The organism is Antarctobacter heliothermus, from assembly GCF_900188425.1.
Taxonomy (GTDB): Bacteria; Pseudomonadota; Alphaproteobacteria; order Rhodobacterales; family Rhodobacteraceae; genus Antarctobacter; species Antarctobacter heliothermus.
On record NZ_FZON01000065.1, the window covers coordinates 1 to 23,570 of the forward strand.

25 protein-coding genes, 1 tRNA gene and 1 pseudogene are annotated in these 23,570 nt (G+C 60.6%); 10 read left to right on the forward strand and 17 right to left on the reverse strand.

The window, feature by feature from the left end; translation table 11 throughout:
• From acs to CHB90_RS22090, 6 genes are all read right to left on the reverse strand, one after another.
• Positions 1-1,589, reverse strand: a 1,589-nt coding sequence (gene acs, locus CHB90_RS22065; protein ID WP_089279967.1) for an acetate--CoA ligase, incomplete at its 3' end; no start/stop codon positions are given.
• A gap of 84 nt (positions 1,590-1,673) precedes the next feature.
• Complete coding sequence (locus CHB90_RS22070) at positions 1,674-2,429, reverse strand: ABC transporter ATP-binding protein (RefSeq protein ID WP_089279968.1); 756 nt, start codon at positions 2,427-2,429, stop codon at positions 1,674-1,676.
• Between the two features lie 80 nt (positions 2,430-2,509).
• Positions 2,510-3,265: an ABC transporter ATP-binding protein gene (locus CHB90_RS22075; protein WP_089279969.1), complete on the reverse strand. Its 756-nt coding sequence runs from the start codon at positions 3,263-3,265 to the stop codon at positions 2,510-2,512.
• Between the two features lie 12 nt (positions 3,266-3,277).
• A complete protein-coding gene (locus CHB90_RS22080; RefSeq protein ID WP_089279970.1) occupies positions 3,278-4,477 on the reverse strand; it encodes a branched-chain amino acid ABC transporter permease in 1,200 nt (399 codons plus the stop codon).
• A gap of 6 nt (positions 4,478-4,483) precedes the next feature.
• Entirely contained in the window at positions 4,484-5,491 is a 1,008-nt protein-coding gene (locus tag CHB90_RS22085) for a branched-chain amino acid ABC transporter permease (protein ID WP_089279971.1), read from the reverse strand.
• A gap of 125 nt (positions 5,492-5,616) precedes the next feature.
• Positions 5,617-6,963: a substrate-binding protein gene (locus tag CHB90_RS22090; RefSeq protein WP_089279972.1), complete on the reverse strand. Its 1,347-nt coding sequence runs from the start codon at positions 6,961-6,963 to the stop codon at positions 5,617-5,619.
• A 222-nt stretch (positions 6,964-7,185) separates the two neighbouring features.
• On the opposite strand from CHB90_RS22090, the gene CHB90_RS22095 reads away from it, so the two are divergent.
• From CHB90_RS22095 to CHB90_RS22115, 5 genes are all read left to right on the forward strand, one after another.
• A complete protein-coding gene (locus CHB90_RS22095; RefSeq protein WP_089279973.1) occupies positions 7,186-8,496 on the forward strand; it encodes a helix-turn-helix transcriptional regulator in 1,311 nt (436 codons plus the stop codon).
• A gap of 262 nt (positions 8,497-8,758) precedes the next feature.
• Positions 8,759-9,127: a response regulator transcription factor gene (locus CHB90_RS22100; RefSeq protein ID WP_089279974.1), complete on the forward strand. Its 369-nt coding sequence runs from the start codon at positions 8,759-8,761 to the stop codon at positions 9,125-9,127.
• A complete protein-coding gene (locus CHB90_RS22105; RefSeq protein ID WP_089279975.1) occupies positions 9,124-9,426 on the forward strand; it encodes a hypothetical protein in 303 nt (100 codons plus the stop codon). Before CHB90_RS22100 ends, CHB90_RS22105 begins: the two co-directional genes overlap by 4 nt.
• 11 nt (positions 9,427-9,437) lie before the next feature.
• Positions 9,438-12,122, forward strand: a complete 2,685-nt coding sequence (locus tag CHB90_RS22110; RefSeq protein WP_089279976.1) for an ATP-binding protein — start codon at positions 9,438-9,440, stop codon at positions 12,120-12,122.
• Between the two features lie 110 nt (positions 12,123-12,232).
• Entirely contained in the window at positions 12,233-13,447 is a 1,215-nt protein-coding gene (locus tag CHB90_RS22115) for a FliM/FliN family flagellar motor switch protein (RefSeq protein WP_089279977.1), read from the forward strand.
• Positions 13,448-13,474: 27 nt separating this feature from the next.
• Here the strand turns inward: CHB90_RS22115 and CHB90_RS22120 are convergent, their stop codons facing one another.
• The 4 genes from CHB90_RS22120 to CHB90_RS22135 form a co-directional block, all read right to left on the reverse strand.
• The gene (locus tag CHB90_RS22120; protein WP_089279989.1) at positions 13,475-13,900 is read right to left on the reverse strand and encodes a protein tyrosine phosphatase family protein; all 426 of its coding nucleotides are present in this window, start codon (positions 13,898-13,900) and stop codon (positions 13,475-13,477) included.
• Positions 13,901-13,909: 9 nt separating this feature from the next.
• On the reverse strand, positions 13,910-14,347 hold the full coding sequence (locus tag CHB90_RS22125; protein ID WP_089279978.1) for a DUF6691 family protein: 438 nt from the start codon (positions 14,345-14,347) through the stop codon (positions 13,910-13,912).
• Position 14,348: 1 nt separating this feature from the next.
• Complete coding sequence (locus CHB90_RS22130) at positions 14,349-14,774, reverse strand: YeeE/YedE family protein (RefSeq protein ID WP_089279979.1); 426 nt, start codon at positions 14,772-14,774, stop codon at positions 14,349-14,351.
• A gap of 109 nt (positions 14,775-14,883) precedes the next feature.
• Positions 14,884-15,747, reverse strand: coding sequence for an MBL fold metallo-hydrolase (locus tag CHB90_RS22135; protein ID WP_089279980.1), 864 nt, complete (start codon positions 15,745-15,747; stop codon positions 14,884-14,886).
• Positions 15,748-15,888: 141 nt separating this feature from the next.
• Between CHB90_RS22135 and CHB90_RS22140 the strand changes: the two genes are divergently transcribed.
• Positions 15,889-16,209 carry a TraR/DksA family transcriptional regulator gene (locus tag CHB90_RS22140; RefSeq protein ID WP_089279981.1) on the forward strand — a complete coding sequence of 107 codons (321 nt, stop codon included), beginning with the start codon at positions 15,889-15,891 and terminating at the stop codon, positions 16,207-16,209.
• A 33-nt stretch (positions 16,210-16,242) separates the two neighbouring features.
• On the forward strand, positions 16,243-16,461 hold the full coding sequence (locus tag CHB90_RS22145; RefSeq protein ID WP_089279982.1) for a hypothetical protein: 219 nt from the start codon (positions 16,243-16,245) through the stop codon (positions 16,459-16,461).
• 121 nt (positions 16,462-16,582) lie between these two features.
• Here the strand turns inward: CHB90_RS22145 and CHB90_RS22150 are convergent, their stop codons facing one another.
• The 5 genes from CHB90_RS22150 to CHB90_RS22170 form a co-directional block, all read right to left on the reverse strand.
• On the reverse strand, positions 16,583-17,326 hold the full coding sequence (locus tag CHB90_RS22150) for a proteasome-type protease (protein ID WP_212591637.1): 744 nt from the start codon (positions 17,324-17,326) through the stop codon (positions 16,583-16,585).
• 47 nt (positions 17,327-17,373) lie between these two features.
• Positions 17,374-18,171 (reverse strand): transglutaminase family protein, encoded by a 798-nt coding sequence (locus tag CHB90_RS22155; RefSeq protein ID WP_089279984.1) that lies wholly within the window; start codon positions 18,169-18,171, stop codon positions 17,374-17,376.
• Positions 18,172-18,213: 42 nt separating this feature from the next.
• Complete coding sequence (locus CHB90_RS22160) at positions 18,214-19,155, reverse strand: alpha-E domain-containing protein (RefSeq protein WP_089279985.1); 942 nt, start codon at positions 19,153-19,155, stop codon at positions 18,214-18,216.
• Positions 19,156-19,161: 6 nt separating this feature from the next.
• On the reverse strand, positions 19,162-20,595 hold the full coding sequence (locus CHB90_RS22165) for a circularly permuted type 2 ATP-grasp protein (RefSeq protein WP_089279986.1): 1,434 nt from the start codon (positions 20,593-20,595) through the stop codon (positions 19,162-19,164).
• 161 nt (positions 20,596-20,756) lie between these two features.
• Positions 20,757-21,014 (reverse strand): DUF2312 domain-containing protein, encoded by a 258-nt coding sequence (locus CHB90_RS22170; RefSeq protein WP_089279990.1) that lies wholly within the window; start codon positions 21,012-21,014, stop codon positions 20,757-20,759.
• A gap of 149 nt (positions 21,015-21,163) precedes the next feature.
• Here CHB90_RS22170 and CHB90_RS22175 point away from each other — a divergent pair, with 149 nt between their 5' ends.
• Positions 21,164-21,379: a hypothetical protein gene (locus CHB90_RS22175; protein WP_089279987.1), complete on the forward strand. Its 216-nt coding sequence runs from the start codon at positions 21,164-21,166 to the stop codon at positions 21,377-21,379.
• A gap of 24 nt (positions 21,380-21,403) precedes the next feature.
• Here CHB90_RS22175 and CHB90_RS22180 read toward each other — a convergent pair whose 3' ends face one another.
• The gene (locus CHB90_RS22180; protein ID WP_089279988.1) at positions 21,404-22,291 is read right to left on the reverse strand and encodes a hypothetical protein; all 888 of its coding nucleotides are present in this window, start codon (positions 22,289-22,291) and stop codon (positions 21,404-21,406) included.
• Between the two features lie 186 nt (positions 22,292-22,477).
• On the opposite strand from CHB90_RS22180, the gene CHB90_RS22185 reads away from it, so the two are divergent.
• A tRNA-Thr gene (locus CHB90_RS22185) sits at positions 22,478-22,553 on the forward strand.
• A 183-nt stretch (positions 22,554-22,736) separates the two neighbouring features.
• Positions 22,737-23,251 (forward strand): annotated as a pseudogene (locus CHB90_RS22190) (recombinase family protein); the annotation flags it as partial.
• 30 nt (positions 23,252-23,281) lie between these two features.
• On the opposite strand, the gene CHB90_RS22195 reads toward CHB90_RS22190, so the two are convergent.
• The coding region (locus CHB90_RS22195; RefSeq protein WP_141135950.1) for a transposase domain-containing protein at positions 23,282-23,570 on the reverse strand (289 nt) is incomplete at its 5' end.

Sequence of the window (23,570 nt, forward strand, 5' to 3'; positions counted from 1 at the left end):
TCTGCCGTGCCCATGCGGTGACCGGATACGTTGATCACGTCATCGACCCGCCCGGTGATCCAGTAATCGCCGTCCGCATCGCGGCGGCAGCCGTCGCCGGAGAAGTAATAGCCTTTGTAATCAGAGAAGTAGGTCTTTTCGAACCGCGCATGATCACCCCAGACAGTGCGCATCTGGCCGGGCCAGGAGGCCTTGATCGCCAGCACGCCCTCGGTCGGGGAGGCCTCGATTTCAACGCCCGATTGCGGGTCCAGCACCACCGGCTCGACGCCGAAGAACGGCTTCATCGCGGCACCCGGTTTGGTCGCATGCGCGCCGGGCAGCGGGGTCAGCAGGTGGCCGCCGGTCTCGGTCTGCCACCAGGTGTCGACGATCGGGCAGCGGCCGCCGCCGACCACGTCGTTGTACCAGTTCCACGCCTCTGGGTTGATCGGCTCACCGACAGTGCCCAGGATGCGCAAGGACGACAGGTCACATTTCTCAACAAATTCGGTGCCTTGCCCCATCAGCGCGCGGATCGCGGTGGGCGCGGTGTAGAACTGGGTCACTTTATGTTTTTCGCAGACCTGCCAGAACCGGCTGGCGTCGGGGTAGGTCGGTACGCCCTCGAACATCACGGTGGTGGCACCATTGGCCAGCGGGCCGTAGACGATATAGCTGTGCCCAGTGACCCAGCCGACATCGGCGGTGCACCAGTAGACATCGCCCTCATGCACGTCGAATACCACCTCATGGGTCAGCGCCGCGTACAGGAGATAGCCGCCCGAGGAGTGCACGACGCCCTTTGGCTGGCCGGTCGAGCCGGATGTGTAGAGGATGAACAGCGGATCTTCGGCACTGATTTCAGCGGGTTGGCTGTAGTCAGAGGCCTCGAGCGCCATTTCGTTATAGTCAAAGTCGCGGCCATCGACCCAGGTGGTCTGGCCGCCGGTGCGCTTGACCACAAGGCATTTGACGTCGTCCTTGCAGTGCAGCAGCGCCTTGTCGGCATTGGTCTTGAGCGGCGTCTTGCGACCGCCGCGCGGGGCCTCATCGGCTGTGATCACAAGTTTGGCGTCGCAGCCGTTGACGCGGGCGGACAGCGCGTCGGGTGAGAAGCCGGCAAAGACGATGGAGTGGATCGCGCCGATGCGCGCGCAGGCCAGCATGGCATAGGCGGCCTCGGGGATCATCGGGAGATAGATAATGACGCGGTCGCCCTTGCGAACCCCCAGCGTTTCCAACACGTTGGCCATGCGGCAGACGCGGCGGTGCAGGTCGTTGTAGGTGATCGACTGGGCCTGTTCGGTGGGATCGTCAGGCTCGAAGATGATGGCGGTCTGGTTGCCGCGCTTTTCCAGGTGGCGGTCGATGCAGTTGGCGGCGACGTTCAGGGTGCCATCGCGGAACCACTCGATGCCGACCTGGCCGAGGGTAAAGTCGACGTTCTTGATCTCGGTCGGGGCCTTCATCCAGTCCAGCCGCTGCGCCTGCTCGGCCCAGAACCCCTCGGGGTCGCTGATCGAGGCCGCATACATCGCATCATAACGCGCCGCGTCGATGTGGGCGTTTTTGACTTGCTCGTCGGATGGGGGGTAGGTCTTGCTCATCGGGCTCTCCTCCAGAAAGTGATTGGGGGCAGGGGAAACCTCCCCGCCCCCGAAATCAAGTGGTTCCTAAGTCGCGAGGGCGCGTCAGATCGCCAGATATTCCGAGCGCAGCGCCTCATTCTCCAGCACTTCGGCGGCGGTGCCGTCAAAAACGATGGAACCTGTGTCCAGAATCACCGCCCGGTCTGCCAGTTGCAGCGCGCGCACGGCGTTCTGCTCGACGATGACCGTGGTCATGCCCTGCTCCTTGACGTGGCGCAGGGTCTTTTCGATCTCGTCGACGATGACCGGGGCCAGCCCTTCGTAAGGTTCATCCAGCAACAGTACCTTGATGTCGCGCGCCAGTGCCCGTGCAATCGCCAGCATCTGCTGTTCGCCGCCGGAAAGCGTGATGCCTTCCTGTTTGCGGCGCTCGCCAAGGCGCGGGAACAGGTCATAGAGGCGGTCCAGCGACCAACCGATCGGCGGGGCGATCTGTGCCAGTTGCAGGTTTTCCTCGACCGTCAGGCCGGGAATGATGCGGCGGTCTTCGGGGACAAGGCCCAGCCCAGCGATCGACGCCTGATGCGCTTTCATCAAGTGCAGCGGCTGGTGATCCAGCCAGATCTCGCCCTGGTTGACCTGCGGGTCGTCCAGACGCGCGATAGACCGCAGCGTGGTCGTCTTGCCGGCGCCGTTGCGACCCAGCAGGGCCAGGATTTCGCCTTCGTGCACGTTAAAGCTGACGCCTTGCACGATGTAGCTTTCGCCGTAGTAGGAATGCATGTCGTAAACCGACAGGAACGCCGGGGCCGTTTCGGCCATGTTCGCGCTCTTGGAAAAATCGGGACGGACGTTCATTTCTGGTCTCCCGTCCCGGGCTTGACCCGGGACCTCAAGGGTGGAGGCCCCGGCACTGGGCCGGGGCGCGTGTCATTGGCTCAATGCGCTTCGCCAAGATAGGCTTCTTGCACCTTGGGATGGCCCTTGATGTTCTCGGGCGCATCCTCGACCAGCGGTGTGCCCTGCGCCAGAACCGTGATCCGGTCGGCGAGGGAAAACACCACATGCATGTCGTGTTCGATGATCGCGATGGTGATGTCGCGTTCATCCTTGATTTGCTTGAGCAAGTCGATGGTGTTGTTGGTGTCGGCGCGCGCCATGCCGGCGGTGGGTTCGTCCAACAGCAGGAGTTTCGGCTCTTGCACAAGGCACATGGCCATTTCCAGCCGCCGCTTGTCACCGCGCGACATCGAGGCCGAGTGCATGTGGCGCTTGTCCAGCATGTTGACCTCTTCCAGCATTTTTTCGGCCTCTTCGATGAGAGTGCGCTCATTTGAGACCGATTCGATGGCATGCAGGCGATAGGCGCCGTCCCGCTTGGCGAAGAGCGGGATCATCATGTTCTCGAACACCGTGAGATCGCCAAAGATTTCGGGCGTCTGAAAGACGCGGGAAATCCCCATCTGGTTGATCTCATGCGGGCTGCGGCCCAGTACTGACTGGCCCTGGAACATGACCGATCCGGTGTCGGGGATCAGTTTGCCCACCAGGCAGTTCAGCAGCGTGGATTTGCCCGCGCCATTCGGCCCGATGATCGCGTGACAGGTGTTTTCCTGCACCGAGAGGTTCACATCGGACAGCGCCTTCAGCCCGCCGAACCGTTTGCCCACGTCTTTGATTTCAAGGATACCCATGGGTTTTTCTCCTTATTCCGCGGGTTCGGTCTTGGCCGACTTGGGCTCTACTGTCTTCTTGCGACGGAAGAGGCGCGCGATGCGCTGTCCACCTTCGACAAGGCCACCAGGTAGAAAGGTCACCACCAGCATGAAGATGATGCCCAGGGTGAGGTGCCAGCCTTTGCCGACGAAGGGGTGGATTATGAAGACCACAGAGTCCTCAAGCCCGTCAGGCATGAAGCTGAACCAGCTGTGCAGCACGTTGTCGTTGATCTTCGAAAAGATGTTTTCGAAGTACTTGATCATGCCCGCGCCCAGCACCGGACCGATCAGTGTGCCCGCACCGCCAAGGATGGTCATCAGGACAACCTCACCCGAGGCAGTCCACTGCATCCGCTCGGCACCGGCCAGGGGATCCATCGCCGCCATCAGGCCACCAGCCAGACCGGCATACATGCCGGAAATGACGAAGGCCGCCAGAGTGTAGGGTTTGGGATTCAGGCCAGTGTAGTTCAGGCGCTGCTGGTTCGATTTGATCGCCCGCAGCATCAATCCGAAAGGCGAGCGGAAGATGCGGATGGACATATAGAAGGCCAGCAGCATCACCACCGCACAGACATAGTAGCCTGCCGAGAAGGTAAAGCTCCACGGTCCGACCACCAGGTCGAACGCGCCGCGCATTTCCAGACCAAAGAGATTGGTGACCGGGATCGACCCGTCCGCAGTCTGGGAGATGCCCAGGATACGCGGATCGTTCAACGTCAGTTGCAGGCCAGTTTCGCCGTTGGTGAGCGGTGTCAGCACCGAGTAGGCCAGCGCAAAGGACATTTGCGCAAAGGCCAGTGTCAGGATCGAAAAGTAGATCCCGGTGCGTCGCAGGCTGACAAAACCGATGACCAGCGCAAAGATCCCCGCGATGACGACCGACAGCAGGATCGCCGGGATGATGTTCATCGACAGCAGTTTGAACATCCAGACTGCCGAGTAGGATCCGATCCCCAGAAAGGCCGCGTGGCCGAACGAGAGATAGCCGGTCAGACCGAACAGGATGTTAAAGCCGATGGCGAAGATCCCGAAGATCACGAAACGCTGCATCAGGTCCGGGTAACCGGCGTTGAATTGCGCCAGGCCGCTTTCTGTCGGGAAGGGGTTGAGGATGAAGGGGGCGAGCATTGTCAGCGCCACCACGATGAGCAGCAGAGTGCTGTCTTTCTTGTCGAGTCCAAGCATGGCGGTTTACTCCATCACGCCTTTGCGACCCATCAGACCGCGCGGACGGGTCAGAAGGATGACAATGGCGACAAGGTAGATGATGATCTGGTTGATGCCGGGGATCAGGGTGATGACCTGTTCCATGGAGGCAAAGCTTTCAAGGATGCCAAGCAGGAAACCGGCCAGCACGGCACCGGGTAGCGAGCCCATGCCACCGACAACGACAACCACAAAGCTGAGCACGAGAAAGTCCATGCCCATGTGATAGTTTGGAGCGTTGATCGGTCCGTACATGACACCTGCCAGACCGGCTACGGCGGCGGCGATGCCAAACATGATGGTGAACTTGCGATCGATGTCGATGCCCAGAAGGCCCACGGTTTCCCGGTCGGCCATGCCTGCGCGGACCACCATCCCAAAGGTGGTGAATTGCAGGAAGGCAAAGACCGCGCCGATGATGAGCAGCGAGAAGCAGAAGTAGACGATCCGCCAGACCGGGTAGACGATGGTCGATGTCAGCTGCGCGATACCGGACAGCGCCTCGGGGGCGGGGGTCTGGATCGGGTTGGCGCCGAAGTAGTACTTGACGATTTCCTGCAGAACGATCGCCAGACCAAAGGTCACAAGGATCTGGTCGGCATGGGGGCGCTTGTAGAAGTGCTTGATCAGTCCGCGTTCCATGATGAAGCCGATGCCGATCATGACCGGGATGGCAAAGAGGATCGCAAGCGGGACGGACCATTCGATGATACTGGAGCCCATTTCCGGGCCGAACCAGCTTTCGAGATAGGGAGTCTTGACCTTCAGCGGGTTGCCGAGAAAGTCGGTTTGCGTCGCATCTATCGTTTCATAAGACAGGTTCAGGATACGTTGCAGCGTCACCGAGCAGAAGGCACCAATCATGAACAAAGCGCCGTGCGCGAAGTTGACCACGCCCAATGTGCCGAAGATCAGTGTCAGACCCAGCGCGATCAGCGCATAGGCAGAGCCCTTGTCGAGCCCGTTCAGAATTTGGAGGATAATAGAGTCCATTGTCCCACCCTTTGCGGTCGGAGTGCGGAGAAAACGGGACCCGTCAGACGGGCCGAGGGGAATGAAGGGAGAGGGGCAGGGCGCGTTGCCCTGCCCCTACAGACGGTCCCGACGGGACCGATCCGTCAGGCGCCCGGGTTGCAGGAACCCAGCTGACCACCCGCGAACATCGGGTGATCGGGTGCATATTCAACCTGCGCACGCGGGGTGATTTCCACGATCTCGAGAAGGTCGAATTCCGAGGTCGGGTTCTCTTTACCCTTCACGACCAGCACGTCCTTGAAGCACTGGTGGTCTTCCGCACGGTACAGAGTCGGACCGTTGCCCAGACCGTCGAATTCGAAGCCTTCGAGAGCTTCGCCGACGGAGCAGGGGTTGAACGAACCGCCTCGCTGAACGGCATCCGCATAGAGCAGGGTCTGCACATAGCAGGTGTGCGCGGCCTGGCTCGGCGGGAAGCCGTACTTGGTGCCAAAGGATTTGACGAATGCCTTGGAGCCTTCATCCTGCAGCGACCAGTGCCAGTTGGTCGACCCGAAGATGCCCTTGACGTTGGCGCCCGCACCCTTCGCCATCAGGCGCGAGTAGAGCGGCACAACGATCTCGAACTGCTTGTTGTCGACCATCTTTTCGCGCAGGCCGAACTGAACCGCGTTGGTCAGAGAGTTGACCATGTTTCCGCCGTAGTGGTTCAGGACCAGAACGTCGGCGCCCGAGTTCAGAACCGGCGCGATATAGGACGAGAAGTCCGTTGCCGCCAGCGGAGTCAGCACGTTGTTGACGGTCTGCCATCCCAGTGCTTCGGTTGCAGCCGCGATCGATTCCTGCTGGGTCCAGCCCCAGGTGTAGTCGGCGGTCAGGTGATAGGCCTTGCGGTCGTTGCCATAGTTTTTGGCAAGCACCGGCGCCAGTGCTGCGGCCGACATGTAACCGTTGAAGAAGTGACGGAAACCGTTCGCCTTCTTGTCTTTGCCGGTAGTGTCGTTCGAGTGTGTCAGACCGGCCATGAAGATGACACCGGCCTCTTGGCACAGGCCCTGCACAGCAACAGCCACGCCCGAGGACGAGCCGCCGGTGATCATGATTGCGCCGTCTTTTTCGATCATCGACTTGGCCGATGCGCGGGCGGCGTCGGATTTGGTCTGGGTGTCGCCGGTTACATACTCGACCTTGCGGCCCAGAATGCCGGTGCCATCCAACACCTGGGATGAGAACGTCGACAGCATGCCGCCGTCGCCGCCACCGTTCAGGTGCTCGACTGCCAGCTCATAGGCGCGCAGTTCGTCAGCGCCTTCGTCAGCATATGCGCCGGTCTGCGGAACGTTGAAGCCCAACGTGACTTTGTCGTTGCCCGGAGCATTGGTAAAGCCTGTGTGGCTGGCAGCGGACAGATAGGTCGGCAGCGCAAGGCCGGCACCGGCGGCTGCACCCGTCTTGATCACGCCACGGCGCGTCACATTCTTGATGGACATAAAAATCCTCCCGTTTCGAGAAATCCGCCCAGAGTTCTCCTCAGCGCTCGGGGCGATCGCACATTTGTGCAAAATCAGTATGTCAGTGAGATGGAAAATTACGCAACAAGCGCTTTACGTGTAAGGGTTTTTTTGTCAACGTCTGAAAAGAAGTGCGGGAATTTTTGTAAAGGTGTTTATATTGCGCCGCAGAAACCCCTTGAAACCGCAGAGGAATGCACCATGCCCCGCGACACCTTGACCGGATCGCGCATCCGCGAAAGGCGGGTGCTGCGTGGGCTCAAACAGGCCGACCTGGCGCGGAGGGCGGGTATTTCCGCCTCATACCTCAACTTGATCGAACATAACCGCCGCAGAATCGGTGGCAAGCTGTTGCTGGTGATCGCCGACATTCTCAGGGTCGAACCGGCCGCATTGACCGAAGGCGCGGGGGCCGCGCTGATCGCGTCCTTGCGTGAGGCCGCTGCCGACAAGCCGCAGGTCGGCGCGGAACTGGACCGGGTGGATGAATTTGCGGGGCGGTTTCCGGGGTGGGCGCAACTGCTGGCGGATGGCCGCACACGCATCGCCCAACTGGAGCGCAGCCTGGAAACCCTGAACGACCGTATGACCCACGATCCGCATCTGGCGGCCTCTTTGCATGAGATGCTGTCGACGGTGACGGCGATCCGGTCCGCAGCCTCTATCCTGGCCGAACCGGGGGAGGTGGACGCCGAGTGGCAGGCGCGGTTTCACCGCAACATTTATGAGGACAGCGCCCGACTGGCTGAGACCAGCCGAGGTCTGGTGAGTTATCTTGAGGCCGACGAGACAACTCCACTGGAGACTGGCGCACCTCAGGAAGAGGTGGATGCCGTGCTGGAGAGCGTCGGGCATACGGTGCCGGAACTCGAAGAGGGCAAAGCCGTGGATACAGCGCTGTCCCGGCTGGGCAGCGGCATGTCTGGCCCCGCGCGGGGCGTGTTCCGGCGCTGGCTGGATCGCTATTTTGCCGACGCGCAGGCGCTGCCTCTGGCAACGCTTCGCCCGGCGATCGAGGTGCATGGGCCGAATCCGGCCGCTCTGGCGGCTGAACTGGGGGCCGATCCCGCGCGTATCATGCGTCGTTTGGCTGCCATGCCGCCTGACGTATTGCCCACGCCCGTCGGGCTGGCGATCTGCGATGCGTCTGGGGTGCTGACCTATCGCAAGCCGCTGCCGGAATTTCCCATGCCGCGTTTTGGGGCGGCCTGCCCACTATGGCCACTCTATCGAGCGCTGAGTCGTCCACACGTCATCCTTTCGGGACCGATCAGCCAGGCGGGGCGCGGCGGTGGGGCCCTTTGGGCCGAGGCGCTGGCCACGCCGCTTGGCGGTCCCGCGGTAAATGCCGACCCGCTCTATCAGGCGCAAATGTTGGTTCGACCGCTGCCGCCGGGGGCGGAGGCACCGGCCTCTTTGCCACAATTGGGTGTCGCGTGTCGGGTTTGCCCGCGAGAGGCCTGCGATGGTCGGCGTGAACCGTCGATCCTTGCGTCCTCCAGTCGGCGTTGAGCAAAATCCGCTCATGTGGAAGGCCAATCAGTCCCGCTTGATGCTGTGTTGCATGCCCTTGATGACACAAAGTCCGCAAGGCGAATTCACATGGTACAGCAACCCGGCCATGCTCCTTGGTCCGGCGGGCGACCGAGGTTTCAAGAAAACCTGTGTCATGAGGCAACAGTTTTTTGACACGGGTGGAAAATACCGCCTAAAATCCCCCATCTGCTGGAGGACGGGCGCCAAAAGACCCGAGAGGCGGAGAGCGGGGGATAGAATGGGCGGACAAGTTCTGCTAATCGAGGACGAGCCAAATATCATCGAGGCGATCCGGTTCATTTTGTCTCGGGACGGTTGGCAGGTGCATACCCATTCCAACGGGACAGACGCGGTCCAGATCGTCCGAGACCGGGCACCAGATGTGGTTATCCTTGACGTCATGCTGCCGGGACGGTCGGGGTATGACATCCTGCGAGAGCTGCGCGATGACCCGGACCATGTCGATCTGCCGGTTCTGATGCTGACCGCGCGCGGACAGAGCAAGGACCGTGAAATGGCCGAACGCGCGGGGGCCAGCCGGTTCATGACCAAACCGTTTTCCAATGCCGAAGTGCTCGACGCAGTCCGGTCGTTGTGCCCACAATGAGCGGCGCTGGCGGTGATTTACCCAAACGCCGTGCAGGCAAGCCGTCCGCTGGCGCGACGCAGGTCCACGTTGAACGCCAGACCGTTCGCCGCCGTCGTCTGATCGACGCCACTTGCGCCCTGCCGTTGCTGGGCTGGATCCTTTGGTGGCTACCGCTGCTCTGGAACGGGATCGCCGAGCCTGTGCCCTCTTCGCAGGCGCTGATCTATATTTTCGGAGTCTGGATTGCGCTCGCCATCGGGGCGGGAAGACTGGTCCATCTGCTGAACCGAAGTCGACCCGTCGGCTCCGGGGCCTGAGGAGGCAGGCGGTGAGTACCCTCAACTTGCTGGCGGCCATTTCGCTCGCCTATGTCGCCTTGTTGTTTTCGGTTGCCTTTTTTGCCGAGCGCGCCGCGATGCGCGGTCGCGCCAGGTGGTTTCGTGCGCCCTTGGTCTACACCCTGTCGCTGTCGATCTACTGCACCGCCTGGACCTTTTACGGCGCGGTGGGCAGTGCCGCGCGCAACGGATTTGAATATCTCACTATCTATCTTGGTCCCAGCCTCGTCATGTTGGGATGGTGGTGGATTTTGCGCAAGCTGGTGCGGATCGGGCGCAATCAACGCATTACCTCCATCGCTGACCTGATCTCGTCACGCTATGGAAAATCCAACTTGCTGGGTATCGGCGTCACTATTCTGGCGGTTGTGGGGTCAACGCCTTATATCGCGCTGCAATTGCAATCCGTGACGCTATCGGTCGAGGTTTTTGCGCCCGCGCAATTTGTAGACGAAGGCGGGCCGCGCTTTACGGCGTTTTGGGTTGCCGCAGGCCTTGCGGTTTTTACCGTCATTTTCGGCACTCGAAATCTGGACGCCAACGAACGCCATCATGGGGTCGTGATGGCCATTGCCGTCGAGGCAGTGGTCAAGCTGACAGCCTTGATTGCCTTGGGCATTTTTGTGGTCTGGGGTCTGTCGGACGGCGTGTCTGCCACATTGGCCCGTATCGATGCGTCGCCGTTGGGCACATGGTCGGTCGACAATGGTCGCTGGGCCGGGGTCATGTTGCTGTCGGCAGCGGCGTTTTTGTGTCTTCCGAGGATGTTTCAGGTGCTGGTTGTCGAGAACGACAATGACGCACAGCTGCGCATGGCTGCCTGGGCCTTTCCGCTGTACCTCATGGGAATGAGCCTGTTTGTGGTCCCGATCGCGGTGACCGGGCTTGAACTGCTGCCACCCGGGTCCAACCCCGATCTGTTTGTGCTGACGCTGCCATTGAGCCAGGGCAAGGAAGGGTTGGCCATGCTGTCCTTCCTCGGTGGCTTCAGTTCGGCCACGTCCATGGTGATCGTAGCGGCCATTGCCTTGTCGACGATGGTGTCGAACCACATCGTCATGCCGGTTTGGCTGCGCTTGCGTGTTGGTTCGGCCAGCGTTTCAGGCGACGTGAGGCATGTGGTGCTGTTGTCCCGGCGAATCTCGATCGCAGGGGTGCTGTTGCTGGGCTACCTCTATTACTCTCTGTCCGGTGGTCGGACAGAGCTGGCTGCGATTGGACTGGTGTCCTTTACCGGGGTGGCCCAGGTCTTGCCCGCGCTTCTTGGCGGGATATTCTGGCGCGGGGCCACGCGAGTTGGGGCCTTGGCGGGATTGACCGCAGGGTTTGTGATCTGGCTCTACACCTTGTATTTGCCCAGTTTCGGACCGGGTACGGTGCTGCCGGATGCATGGTTCATAACCGGCCCACTGAACATCGCCGCGCTGCGGCCCGAGGCGTTGTTCGGGGTCGGCTTTGGCGACAAGCTGCTCCACGCCGTGTTCTGGAGCCTGCTGCTCAACACTCTCATCTTTGTTGCCGGGTCATTGATGAGCGAAGCGTCGCCATTGGAGCGTCTGCAAGGGGCACATTTCGTCTCTGCCCAGCAGGCGGGATCAGGCCCTCGTAGCTGGCTGCAAAGCACGGCGGAAAGCGAAGACCTGATGGTCATGACGCAGCGCATACTGGGCGCGCAAGAGGCGCAGGCGCTGTTTCTGCGTGAGGCACGGGCGCAAGGGGTGGAGGGCGATCTGCCCGCCTCGACGCCAGAGTTTCTGCAACGGCTGGAGCGAGAACTGGGCGGTTCTGTGGGCGCGGCAACGGCACATGCCATGGTGAGTCAGATTGTCGGCGGGGCGATGGTCTCTGTCGAGGATCTCATGGCGGTGGCCGACGAGACCGCGCAGATGATGGAATACTCCGCACGGCTGGAGGCGCAATCACAGGAGTTGACGCGCACAGCCGGAGAACTGCGCCGCGCCAACGAAAAGCTGACCCGTCTGTCCGTGCAAAAAGACGCATTCCTGAGCCAGATCAGCCATGAGCTGCGCACGCCGATGAGTTCGATCCGCGCGTTTTCTGAGATCCTGCGGGACGCGCAGGGCCTGACACGGTCCGAACAGAACCGCTATGCCTCGATCATTCACGATGAGGCACTGCGGTTAACCCGTCTGCTGGACGATCTGCTTGACCTTTCGGTGCTGGAAAACGGGCAGGTCAGTCTGAACGTGACAGAGGGCAGGCTGGAAGATGTGCTGGACAGGGCGGTTTCGGCGGCGCTGGCGGATGAGGCGGGGTCGGGAATCCGGGTGCTGCGACGACGAGTCAACGAACAGGTCGCGCTGTTGACGGATGTCGAGCGGCTGGCACAGGTCTTTATCAACCTGATCGCCAATGCTCGAAAATACTGCGACGCCGACGACCCTGTCTTGCGCATTGTCGTGACCGAGGCGCGCAGCGATTTATTGGTTGATTTCATCGACAACGGCTCCGGCGTCGCGCCCGAAGCGCAGGACGTGATATTCGAAAAGTTCGCCCGTGTGAGCGATCAGAAAGCAGGCGGTGCCGGGCTGGGATTGGCGATCTCGCGCCAGATCGTGGCGCGACTGGGCGGTGAGATCAGCTATCTGCCCGATTGTGATGGAGCAGCCTTTCGGGTGTCATTGCCCCTGCGGCAGGTGCTGGCCGCGCAGTAAGGCAATCAGGCGTACAATAACTCAAACAAAACACAGAGTGTTAAAGCCCTTGGTAACCAAATCGGCCGATAACGGGGGTCGGAGGCAGTTTTTGATGGGCATTCATTTGCATGGCTGACGGCGCGCGCAATGACATCATGGGCCAAAAGGCCCAAGCGGCACAACGCGCCTTTGAGGCGCGGGGCATGTCGCTGGCCAAGGCGTTGCGCCGGGCCTTGTCGCGCACGGCTGACGTGCTGTGGGATCTTGCCCTTGTCACCCAATCGGTCACGGTTGAGACAATGGACCAGGACGACGTGGTCGAGGCGCTTGGCAAGACGGATCTGCTGGTCTTGCTGGATGGTCCGGATGGCGCCATCGGAATCGCCTCTGTGGATTGTCAGGTCATGACCGGCGTGATCGAGGTGCAGACCATCCAGCAAGTCACCCAGATGCCGGTCGAGGATGATCGCGTTCTGACGCAGACCGACGCGGCGATGCTGGCGCCGCTTCTGGATGGGGCTTTGGGGCGTCTTGCTGATACCCTGACGGAGCACCCTTTGCATAGCCAACTGGTCGGCTATCGCTTTGGCGCGATGATAGAGGATTCGCGCGCCGCCGGCCTGCTGTTGGAAGCAGCCGGCTATCGCTCTTTCCGGGCCGACATCGATCTCGCGCTGGGTCGGCGGCGCGGCGTGCTGACCTTTTTTCTACCTGAATGCAAACCCAAGCGCGGCGCACCAGGGGCAGTGCAAGGGGTCGGCCCGCACGAGGAACGGTTGAGCCGCGTGCCTGCGCGACTTGACGCGGCCTTGGCACGGATCACTTTGCCCCTCAGCAAGGCAGAGGCACTGAAACCCGGCGACGTGCTGAACCTGCCGCTGGATGCCTTGTCCAAGGTCGAAGTGATGGCTGGGCACGGCCACTTGGTCGCCCGTGGTCGCCTTGGTCAATTGAATGGGCTGCGTGCGGTTCGCCTGACCTGGCCCGGTGGCGGAGCCGCCCCCGTTGCTGCGGCGAACCCGGCCGGGGCGGCAAGTGCGGCCACGGCACAAGCAGACAAGGGGGCGTCATTCGATGGTCCGCAGCCTGTTTCAAAAGCGGGTTTGCCTGTGCTTTCCGACGTGCCAGTGGGTGATCCTGTGGCGGATGCCGATTTGGCAGAAGATTTGCCTGACCTGCCGCCCATGGATTTCGAGTCCAACTCGGGGGGGTTCGATTTCAGCGACCTGGGGGAGGATCTTGGCGACATCGACAACGCCCAGCCTATGGAGGCGTTGCCCGAACTCGACATCAGCGATGGCTTCGCCTCAGCGTCAATGGATTTCGATTTCGAGGAGAAATAGCGCCCCGAGCATCCGCAGATGCAGTGCTCAGGGGCGGGCGAGCGTTTCCAGCGTCGGGCGAAGTCCGGCCAGATTGTAGCCTGCCTTGGCGGCGGCCTCGATCACCGCGTCCGCGCCAAGTGTTTCGGCATTTCCCAGCGCCCAGATGACCGAACAGCGGGTGCCCGATGCACAATAAGCCAACACCGGACCATCGGCAGTGGCCACAAGTTCTGACTGCGCAAGTATGTTTTCCGCCGTCATGGTCTGGTGCGTGATGGGCAGCGCGGAAAAACGCAACCCAACCGCCTCTATCGCCTGTTGCATCGCCTTTGTCTGATGCGATGGCGGAACCTCTGCATCAGGGCGGTTGTCGATGACCAGCACATACCCCGCCTCCTTGATCGCCGCAGCATCCTGCGGGTCAATCTGAGGGGACACATGGTAACGGTCTGTCAGTGCACTTGGTGTCATGCTCATCGTTTATTCTGCTGGAACCGCTCTGTCCAGACGCGCCCGCGCGAATGGCGCAATCAGCATCCCGCCCAACATGGCAGCAAGGAAGACATACAGAGACGGCCCCCCATAGCTGAGCGACGCGATGGACGGTCCCGGGCACAAGCCGACAAGACCCCAGCCCATGCCGAACATCACGGACCCCAGAATGAGTTTGCCGTCAATCTCCGTCGACGGAGGCGGGGGCAGAGCCTCGCCCGTCAGCGACGTGGTGCGCCGATTGCGGATCAGCCAGGCGATGGCCATGGGGATCATGGCCCCCCCCATGACAAACGCCAGGGTTGGATCCCAGGCCCCGAAAACATCCAGCCAGCCCTGGACCTTGGTTGTGTCTGTCATGCCCGACACAAAGAGCCCGGACCCGAAAAATCCGCCGGCGATGAAGGCTATGATCAGTTTGGACATGTCAGATGACCCCCAGGATGTGACGGAAGATGACGACGCCGACGCCACCGGCAAAAATGTAGATGAAGGTGGCGACAATCCCCCGGATCGAGAGCCGCGACATACCGCAAACCCCGTGACCGGAGGTACATCCGTTTGCGATGCGCGTACCGATCCCGACCAGGAGACCGGCGGCGATCAGCACGGTGTAGTTGTCGGTGATGTGCGGGTCTACTTCGCGGTAGAAGGGTGCAAGTAAGACCGGCAGCAGCGCGACACCGATCAAAAAGATGGCGCGTTCAGCAGCAGTTGACCTGCCAGAGCCATCGACAAGACCGCCAATGATGCCGCTTGCGCCCATGATGCGACCATTGCCAAGAAGGTAGATGGCCCCACCAGTGCCGATCAGCAAGCCGCCGATCAGCCCCCAGATCCAGTCGATAGGCATATGTGTATTTCCTTTGCTCGGTTGGCCGAAAGCACCTGATTCTCTACGGGGCGCACATTGGCCGAAAATTCGGCTCTGCGGCATGAGCCGCAGGAGCCGGTCAAGTATGTCAAAGCTTGTTGACGGGCACCTTGAGGAACACGTCGCCCTTTTCATCCGCAGGCGGCATCTGGCCGGCGCGCATGTTCACCTGCAACGACGGGATGATCAGCTTGGGCATGGCCAGCGACGCATCGCGCTGGTCGCGCATCTCGACAAACTGCTCTTTGGATTTGCCTTCGCCGACGTGCACGTTCCGGGCCTTTTGTTCACCCACGGTGGTTTCCCAGGCGTATTCTTCGCGCCCTGGTGCCTTGTAGTCGTGACCGACAAAGATGCGGGTCTCATTGGGCAGGGCGAGGATCTTCTGAACAGAGTCGAACAGTGTCTCGGACGATCCACCCGGGAAATCGCAGCGCGCGGTGCCGAAATCCGGCATGAACAGCGTGTCGCCGACAAAGGCCGCGTCGCCGATGGTATAGGTCAGGCAGGCCGGGGTGTGACCGGGCGTGTGCAGCACGTCGCCGCGCATCTGGCCAATGTGAAAGCTGTCGCCTTCCTGGAACAACTGGTCGAACTGCGACCCGTCGCGTTGGAAATCGGTGCCTTCGTTGAAGACCTTGCCAAAGGTATCCTGCACGATCTTGATACGATCGCCGATGCCGATTTTGCCGCCCAACTGGTCCTGGATATAGGGCGCGGCGGACAGGTGGTCGGCGTGGACGTGGGTTTCCAGCAACCACTCGACCGTGTAGCCTTTGTCCTTGACGAAGGCGATGATCGCGTCGGCCGATTTCGTGTCGGTCCGGCCGGATGAGTAGTCAAAGTCCAGCACGCTGTCGATGATGGCACAGGACATGCCATTGGGATCGCGCACCACATAGGAGATGGTGTTGGTTGCGTCGTCGAAGAAGGCGGAGACTTCAGGTTTCATGGCGGTTCCCTCCAATCGGTTCTGCCAATCATATACACAAAGATGAATATGTTTCAAGAGAAGAAGGCATGATTGATGTGTATCAAGGTCGTTGTCACATCCTTTTGACAATGTCCGCCCAAGGTTAAGGAGGCCTGCATCATGTCCCACCACGCTCAGAAACTGGTCCTGCTTGAAAGATTGCGCGCATTGGGTGTGCGATTGGACGGAATCGAAGAGGCGCTTGAGGCGCCGCATTCGAAGGACTGGGACGAAATGGCGGTGGAGCGCGAGGGTGAAGAGGTGCTGGAGCGGCTGGGAGAAAGCGGAAAGGCCGAAATCGCGCGGATCACAGCGGCGCTGGGGCGCATGGCGCAGGGAGAATACGGATTCTGTACGCGTTGCGGCGGTGAGATCTCGGCGGAGCGGTTGGCCGTGGTGCCCGAGGCGCCCCTGTGCAAAGGCTGTGCCGCTGTCGTCTGAGCCCGCAGAACATCAAGTCAGGAGAGAACGATCATGTCTGGATATGAACACCTCGAAGCGCGAATCGACTCATTGCGCAAGGAAATTTCCGCGTCGAACGGCAAGGCACGGGAGGACCTGATGGAGCATCTCGACCAGGCAGTACTGGGCCTGGAGAGCGTTGGCGGGACGGCCCCTGCTTGGGCACGAGAAGTGCTGCAAGCCATGCACGAGGATGAGGCTGAAGACGGCTTTGACAACATGCCGCTCTAAGCGCGTCTTGCCCCGGCCTGATGGGCGGAGCAGGGGGAGCGCGCAATAGTGCCCGGAAGGGATGGCGCGCGCTCCGAACAGTCTCGCCGGGTCATAGACTGGTGTCCGGCCCGGCGCGTGTTCAGGGTTGTGCAGGCGCGTCGAATGCAGGCAGGCTGTCGAGCGCCTGTTTCAATGCCTCGCTCCAACCTTCGCTGATTGTCCGGTAGTAGGCATCATCGAGTTCGATCCGTCCGGTTTCGCCCTGCACAAGGCTGTCGGCCTCATAGAGATGATAGTCGAACGGGGCGCCTACGGTCAGGTTCGCCTTTACCGTACTGTCAAAGCTGACAAGCAAGAGTTTCACGGCGTCGGCAAAGCTGGACGCCGGATCGTAGGCGCGCACGAGAATTGGACGCCCATACTTGATCTCGCCGATCTGAAAGAAGGGCGTGTCAGGACCGGCCTCGATAAAGTTGCCTTCGGGGTAGATCAGGAACAGCCGCGGCGGACCACCGGCGATCTGGCCACCCAGGATCAGCGTGGCGTTGAACACAGAGGAGGCGCGCTGCCCGGTGTCGGAATGGCGCGCGATCACGTCACGCAGCGTGTCCGCGATCATCCGCGCCGCCTGATACATCGACGGAACGTCCAGGATCGAGGGGTGGCGGTCTTCGCGGGCCTTTTCGCGTTCATCAAGCTCGCTGACGACCGCCTGTGTGGTCGCCAGATTCCCGGCGCTTAGCAGGGTGATGACGCGATTTCCCTCTGTCTCCCAGATCTTGGTTTTTCTGAAGGTCGAGATGTTGTCCATCCCGGCATTGGTGCGGGTGTCGGACATAAAGACCAACCCCCGATCCATCATCATTCCCACGCAATATGTCATCGACCGTCCCCGAGTTTTCTACGGGTCACGCCCGATTCGTCGGGACATTACTGCTGCGCCACCTCTATTGCCACATCCAGAGATTCCGCAGCCCCGCCCTGACGCGTGCCACGCACCGGCGCGGCATCATGATAGTCCATTCCGGTGGCGACCCGGACATAGCGGTTGTCCGGGGAAATACAGTTGGCGCAATCAAATCCGACCCAACCCAGCCCCGGAATATGCGCCTCTGCCCATGCGTGCATCGCATCCTGTTCGACCTTGTCATCCAGCAAAAGGTAGCCAGAGACATAGCGCGCAGGCAGCCCCATTTCCCGCATGCAGGCGATAAAGACATGAGCGTGGTCCTGGCAGACGCCACGCCCTTCGGTCAGGGCGGTTTCTGCGGTCGAGTTTGAGTCAGACGTTCCCACCTCGTAGGACACAGCCTCGGCGACCGCAGCCATCAAACCATGGGCCTTGTCCAGTTCCGTTTCACCGGACACCGCGCGGATCAGCGCCCGCACCCCGGCCCCCGGGCGGGTCTGCGGCGTGACCCGTTCATACAGCCAGAGCGGCGCAGGGCCTTGGTGGCGTCCGACGATGCCGTTCGTTTCACCAATCGTGACCTCGCCCTCGCAGGTGATGGTCAGTTCCTCCGCACCCCTGTCGATCTCGATCAGATCGACTGTATTCAGGTGGTGATCAACATAGGTCAAACCTTTTTGTCCGCCGGTGACCTTGGTCTGCCAATTCACAACGGTTTGGTTGTGGCGGGACTTTGGGGTCTTGCGCAGCTGTTGAAGCCCAAAACTCACGGGCTCTTCAAAGCTGTAGCGGGTGGTGTGGCTGATGGTCAGGTTCATGTGATCCTCGGGAGCCTCACGCTCGGAGCAGGGGGACAGAGTTCATTCGTAGAACCGGTAATCGACTTCGATCTGTTGTCCCAGTTCGCTGAGCGAGGTCAGCATCTTCTGGATGAACTCATGCAGACCATAGTCGAACACGGCGTCGATGTCGAAGCTCAGGTAAGACCGTTCGATGTGGTCAATCTTGGCCAGGGACGGCGCGTTGTGCCCATATTCCGAAGCCAGATACCCAAGGTTGTCGCGCAGTTTGTGCGCGCAAAAGGCAAGCGAACGCGGCATGCGGCGGTTCAGGATCAGGAACTGGGCAATATCGCGCGGTTCGTTGGATGCACCGTATTCCATCCGAAAACCGCCACGGGCCGAGACAGAGCGCAGGATGGTTTCCCACTGCACGTTGTCCAGAGACGTCCCGACAGATGTCACCGAGGGCAAGAGCACATAGTATTTCACGTCGATGATGCGCGCGGTGTTGTCCGCGCGTTCAAGAAAAGTGCCGATGCGGGCAAAATCGTAGATGTCATTGCGCAGCATCGTGCCATGCGTTGCCCCGCGTACCAAACCGGTACGCTGCCGGATCATCCCCAGCACACCAGATAGATCGCGCTCGCTGATCTTGCGGGCGAGCACCTCTTTGACGCGCATGTAGGTGCCGTTCATGGCCTCCCAGACTTCGCCGGTCAGCGCGGTCCGCACCATCCGAGCATTTTGCCGGGCATGTTCCACGCTGGACAAGACCGAGGACGGGTTGTCCTTGTCGCGCAACAGCCAATCGATGGCGGCGTCCTTTGTCACATGCTCATGACGTTGAATGAAACCATTCAGAGATCCGGCGGTTTGCAGGACGGACCGCCACTCGTCATCGGTGCTGCCCAGTCGGGTCAGCGCGATCCGTTGCCCGGTTTCGATCAGACGGGCGGTGTTTTCAGCCCGTTCAAGCCCGCGGTACATCCAGAACAGGCCGTTTGCAGTTTTCCCAAGCATAGCGCGTCAGTCCTCCAGCACCCAAGTGTCCTTGGTGCCCCCGCCTTGGCTCGAATTCACGACAAGCGAGCCTTTCTTCAGCGCAACACGCGTTAGACCGCCCGGTGTGATGTTGATCCCATTGGGGCTGACCAGAACATAGGGGCGCAGGTCAACGTGGCGTGGCGCCAGACCTGCGCGGGTAAAGATCGGCACTGTCGACAGGCTCAACGTCGGCTGGGCAATGTAGTTGGATGGCCGCGCCTCCAGTTTCTTGCGAAACTCCGCGATGTCCTTTTTGGTTGCGGTCGGCCCGATCAGCATGCCGTAACCCCCGGACCCGTGAACTTCCTTGACCACAAGATCGGCAAGATTGTCGAGCACATAGGCCAGCGCGTCTTTTTCGGAACAGCGCCATGTCGGCACGTTTTCCAGCAGCGGCCGTTCCCCGGTGTAGAATTCGACAATCTCGGGCATGTAGCTGTAGATCGCCTTGTCGTCGGCGATGCCCGTTCCGGGGGCATTGGCGATGGTCAGGCGACCCGCGCGGTAGACATCCATGATGCCCGGTACGCCCAGCGCGCTTTCGGGATTGAAGGTCAGCGGATCCAGAAAATCGTCGTCGACCCGGCGGTACAGCACGTCGATCGGTTTGTAGCCGCGCGTGGTGCGCATGTTTAGCTGGCCGTCCTGCACGCGTAGGTCATGGCCTTCGACAAGTTCGACGCCCATCTGATCGGCAAGGAAACTGTGCTCATAGTAGGCGGAATTGAAGATACCGGGTGTCAGAACACCCACGGTCGGCTTGCGGTCCAGGCCCTCAGGCGCGCAGGCGGCAAGCGAATTGAACAGATCGGTCGGGTAGGTCGAGACGGGCTGTACCCGGTTCTCCGAAAACAACTCGGGGAACATTTGTAGCATGGTCTCGCGGTTTTCCAGCATATAGCTGACGCCCGAGGGTGTCCTAGCATTGTCTTCGAGCACATAGAACTGATCGGGGCCGGTCCGGACAAGGTCGATCCCGACGATATGGGTATAGACATTTCCCGGCGGCTGAACGCCTATCATCTCCGGCAAGAAGGCCTCGTTGCGGGCAATCATCTCTTGCGGCAGACGCCCCGCCTTCACGATCTCCTGGCCGTGATAGATGTCATAGAGAAAGGCATTGATGGCACGGACACGCTGTTCGATCCCGCGCGACAATTTTTGCCATTCCCGACCAGAGATGATCCGCGGAATGATGTCGAAGGGGATCAGCCGTTCCTCAGCCTCGGCGCGACCGTATACGTTGAAGGTGATGCCGGTCAGGCGAAAGAGATCCTCGGCCTCGCGCTGTTTGGCGCGCAGATGTTTGGGATCTTCGCCGTTTAGCCAGGAGTTGAACGGCGCATACGGAGACCGGACTGTGCCTTCTGACCCGCCTGTGCCCCACATTTCGTCAAAATAGACTTGATCACTCATGCCTGTGTGGCCCACCCCGTCACTGATTTGTGTCGTCCACGCTAGCCGGGTGTTGCAGGGCATGCAACGGTCGTGAATGGCAAGTCGCGGTCTGTCGGGGCCAAATTGCTGAATAAGCGGGCAGGGTTGTGCCGCGGCACCGCTCCAGCCCGCCCATGCGTTCAGGACATGCCAAGCGCTGCCTTGTACATGTCCAGCACGGCCTCTTCTTCGGCGATGTCGTCCGCGTCGCGTTTGCGGAGCGAGATCACCTTGCGCATGACCTTTGTATCGTAGCCGCGGCCTTTGGCCTCTGCCATCACTTCCTTGATCTGCTCGGCGATCTCTTTCTTTTCTTCCTCAAGCCGCTCAACGCGCTCGATGAACTGTTTCAACTCTCCGGCGGCGACGCCGTAGCTGTCTGTTGGGGTATCCTGCATGTCTGCCTCTTCAGCCTTGTGACCGTTTGTTTGGGCCTCTCGATACCCCATGGCCGCGTCCTGCATCAAGAGCATGTGGCCATGGGGTTGCCTTGACAGGCAAGGGTGCGCTAGGCGCGTCGGCGATGGGAAACGGAAGGATCCGGAACATGGCGGGATTGATCTGGGGGGGCGCTGCAGTGTCGGCGGCCGGGCTTGGCGGTTTGATCTGGTGCATTGTCCGGGTTTGGTCGGCACGTCGCAAGGGATTGCCGGACGTTGAATTGCGCGATGTGGTGCGCAAGGTGGTTCCCCTGAACATGGGCGCACTGATGCTGTCGGTTCTGGGTTTGATGATGGTGATTCTGGGGATCTTTCTGGGATAGCGGGCCCGGGGTCGTTGCGACCGCCTATGCGTCCGGAGTCAAAAGCCGAACGCCTGGCATGTTCCCGATAACCTCAAGATCATCTTCGTAGATTTCGGTCAGCATGTCGACGTAGGCGGCGTCCCACCCCGGCAGGTCCAGTTCTTCTTCGATCTTGTCGTCCAGGGCGTATTTGTCCAGAAACGCCATCATCACGCGCCGTTTCTGGCCTTCGGTGATCGTGGGGTTCTCCTTGAGAAAGGCCCGGAAACGCTGCATTCCTTCGCGGGAGATGATCTGGGAATACAGGTCGAAGGCCCCGGTGATCTTGCGACCCAGGGCGATGCCTGCCAATTCGCGGATGATCTGACCCCAAAGGAACGGGGTGTCCTCGTTGCACCACAAGGTGATGGGCAGGTCCGGCAGTGTTCCCTTGATCCGCCGGATCAAGTCCGACCAGCGAAACCGCATCGGGTCCAGCCCGTCCATGAACCCCGAGAATTCCTCATGCGGGGTGGCGGCAAAGGCGGCCGGCAAAAAGCTGGCAGGGTCGCGCAATCCCATGAAAAGCTGCAGATCACTCCCCTCGAATATTTGGGTCAGGGTTGTCAGCCGCTCTTCCGCACGATGATAGATGTAGCCATTCTGGAACATCAGTTTCGGCACCGAAAAGAAATTGTCGTTCGACAGGACAAGTCGGGAAAGTTGACCCGCGTCCTCCTGCAGGATTGCATCCAAAAGGACATCGCGCGTTTCGGGGTCCGGTTTGCCACCACGCAGCTTGTTGAGTGCTTCGGTAAGCAGCGTCCGATAGTTGGACGGCCCGGGAATGGCGACCCCCTCGTGCCGCCACGCCTCGGCATTGCGCAGCAACCCCTTGAGAAGGCGGTCCTCATCGGTGCAGTGGACGCCTGTGTGTAAAATGACCTGCATGTTTGTCGGTATCTTTGATTGCTCTGGGCGCAGTATACCCGGGTGATCGGCCAAGGGAACCGGACGGGGTGGCGGACCAGTGTATTCAGAGGCAAAAAAACGCGATTTCGAGGCTTCCTTTGGCTCAAAAGACAGGCTAAACACCCCGCACGCCGCCGCACCGCGATACACGCGGCATGGCCCGGCGCCCCTATAGCTCAGCTGGTAGAGCAACTGATTTGTAATCAGTAGGTCCGCGGTTCGAGTCCGTGTGGGGGCACCATTAAATCCATGACTTAGTGGTCCGAGCGCATCCGGAAATCTAATTTGCCTTTCATATGACTTTCACGTCGTAGCGAGGCGCGTCAACGGTTTTGAGGTTCTGGGTAGAGCGGACAGAATGTCCGGTATCTGAAGCAATTTACGGAACGGAAACGTCTGAAGCGGAGCCAAACTATAGCTCGAATCGCTACTTACCCAGCGCGCGACCCATGAGGCCAGAAGATCGAGTCGGCTCTCCCAAGGTCGGACTCGGGTCCGCGACCAACATGAATCGGTGGCATCTCCGGTGGCACGCTGGAACGCACCGACCTGAAACGCTTGCTGGCCGATGTCGAACATGGCTAGGTCGATGTGGACATGGTCTACAAGATCGACCGCCTGTCGCGCTCGCTGGCCGACTTCGCCAAACTGGTCGAGGTGTTCGACCGCAACGGTGTGACCGTCGTTTCGTTGATGCAGAGCGTCAACACGACTACGTCTATGAGACGCCTGACGTTGAACATCCTGCACTTCTTTGCCCAGTTCGGACGCGAGGTCATCGCCGGGCGCATCCGCGACAAGATCAGAGCCAGTCGGAAGACGGGCGTGTGGATGGGCGGCGTGCAGCCCTACGGCTACTTCGCCGAGAACTGGAAGCTGATCCCGCACGACGAGCGTGCCGAGCATGTTCGCTGGATCTTTGCGCGGTTCCTGGAAATCGTATGCGTCCGGCCACGCAGCGCTTGACGCCTATTTCGGCGTCCAGTTCCATGGCGCGAGTTCGCCGATGCGGTTGATCTTGTGATCGGCGATCCGTTCGAGAACCCAGGTGAGCCAGGCTTCGGGATTAACGCTGTTCATGCGGGCGGTTTCGATGAGTGTGTAGGCGACAGCCGCGGCCTTGCCGCCACCTTCCGAACCCATGAACAGGTAGTTTTTCCTGCCGAGAGTCAGGGGCCTGATTGACCGCTCGCAGATGTTGTTGTCCAGTTCCAGAAGCCCGTTATCGAGGTATGGACGCGCCTTGGGCATGCGGCCG

Bases quoted from the DNA above. Each gene is read 5' to 3' on its own strand.
- CHB90_RS22180 (WP_089279988.1), bottom strand. From the start codon at position 22,291: ATGCAGGTCATTTTACACACAGGCGTCCACTGCACCGATGAGGACCGC.
- CHB90_RS22115 (WP_089279977.1), top strand. From the start codon at position 12,233: ATGGCTGACGGCGCGCGCAATGACATCATGGGCCAAAAGGCCCAAGCG.
- CHB90_RS22080 (WP_089279970.1), bottom strand. From the start codon at position 4,477: ATGCTTGGACTCGACAAGAAAGACAGCACTCTGCTGCTCATCGTGGTG.
- CHB90_RS22100 (WP_089279974.1), top strand. From the start codon at position 8,759: ATGGGCGGACAAGTTCTGCTAATCGAGGACGAGCCAAATATCATCGAG.
- CHB90_RS22155 (WP_089279984.1), bottom strand. From the start codon at position 18,171: ATGAACCTGACCATCAGCCACACCACCCGCTACAGCTTTGAAGAGCCC.
- CHB90_RS22170 (WP_089279990.1), bottom strand. From the start codon at position 21,014: ATGCAGGATACCCCAACAGACAGCTACGGCGTCGCCGCCGGAGAGTTG.
- CHB90_RS22125 (WP_089279978.1), bottom strand. From the start codon at position 14,347: ATGTCCAAACTGATCATAGCCTTCATCGCCGGCGGATTTTTCGGGTCC.
- CHB90_RS22140 (WP_089279981.1), top strand. From the start codon at position 15,889: ATGTCCCACCACGCTCAGAAACTGGTCCTGCTTGAAAGATTGCGCGCA.
- CHB90_RS22090 (WP_089279972.1), bottom strand. From the start codon at position 6,963: ATGTCCATCAAGAATGTGACGCGCCGTGGCGTGATCAAGACGGGTGCA.
- CHB90_RS22070 (WP_089279968.1), bottom strand. From the start codon at position 2,429: ATGAACGTCCGTCCCGATTTTTCCAAGAGCGCGAACATGGCCGAAACG.
- CHB90_RS22130 (WP_089279979.1), bottom strand. From the start codon at position 14,774: ATGCCTATCGACTGGATCTGGGGGCTGATCGGCGGCTTGCTGATCGGC.
- CHB90_RS22085 (WP_089279971.1), bottom strand. From the start codon at position 5,491: ATGGACTCTATTATCCTCCAAATTCTGAACGGGCTCGACAAGGGCTCT.
- CHB90_RS22160 (WP_089279985.1), bottom strand. From the start codon at position 19,155: ATGCTTGGGAAAACTGCAAACGGCCTGTTCTGGATGTACCGCGGGCTT.
- CHB90_RS22145 (WP_089279982.1), top strand. From the start codon at position 16,243: ATGTCTGGATATGAACACCTCGAAGCGCGAATCGACTCATTGCGCAAG.
- CHB90_RS22120 (WP_089279989.1), bottom strand. From the start codon at position 13,900: ATGACACCAAGTGCACTGACAGACCGTTACCATGTGTCCCCTCAGATT.
- CHB90_RS22135 (WP_089279980.1), bottom strand. From the start codon at position 15,747: ATGAAACCTGAAGTCTCCGCCTTCTTCGACGACGCAACCAACACCATC.
- CHB90_RS22095 (WP_089279973.1), top strand. From the start codon at position 7,186: ATGCCCCGCGACACCTTGACCGGATCGCGCATCCGCGAAAGGCGGGTG.
- CHB90_RS22175 (WP_089279987.1), top strand. From the start codon at position 21,164: ATGGCGGGATTGATCTGGGGGGGCGCTGCAGTGTCGGCGGCCGGGCTT.
- CHB90_RS22150 (WP_212591637.1), bottom strand. From the start codon at position 17,326: ATGACATATTGCGTGGGAATGATGATGGATCGGGGGTTGGTCTTTATG.
- CHB90_RS22165 (WP_089279986.1), bottom strand. From the start codon at position 20,595: ATGAGTGATCAAGTCTATTTTGACGAAATGTGGGGCACAGGCGGGTCA.
- CHB90_RS22075 (WP_089279969.1), bottom strand. From the start codon at position 3,265: ATGGGTATCCTTGAAATCAAAGACGTGGGCAAACGGTTCGGCGGGCTG.
- CHB90_RS22105 (WP_089279975.1), top strand. From the start codon at position 9,124: ATGAGCGGCGCTGGCGGTGATTTACCCAAACGCCGTGCAGGCAAGCCG.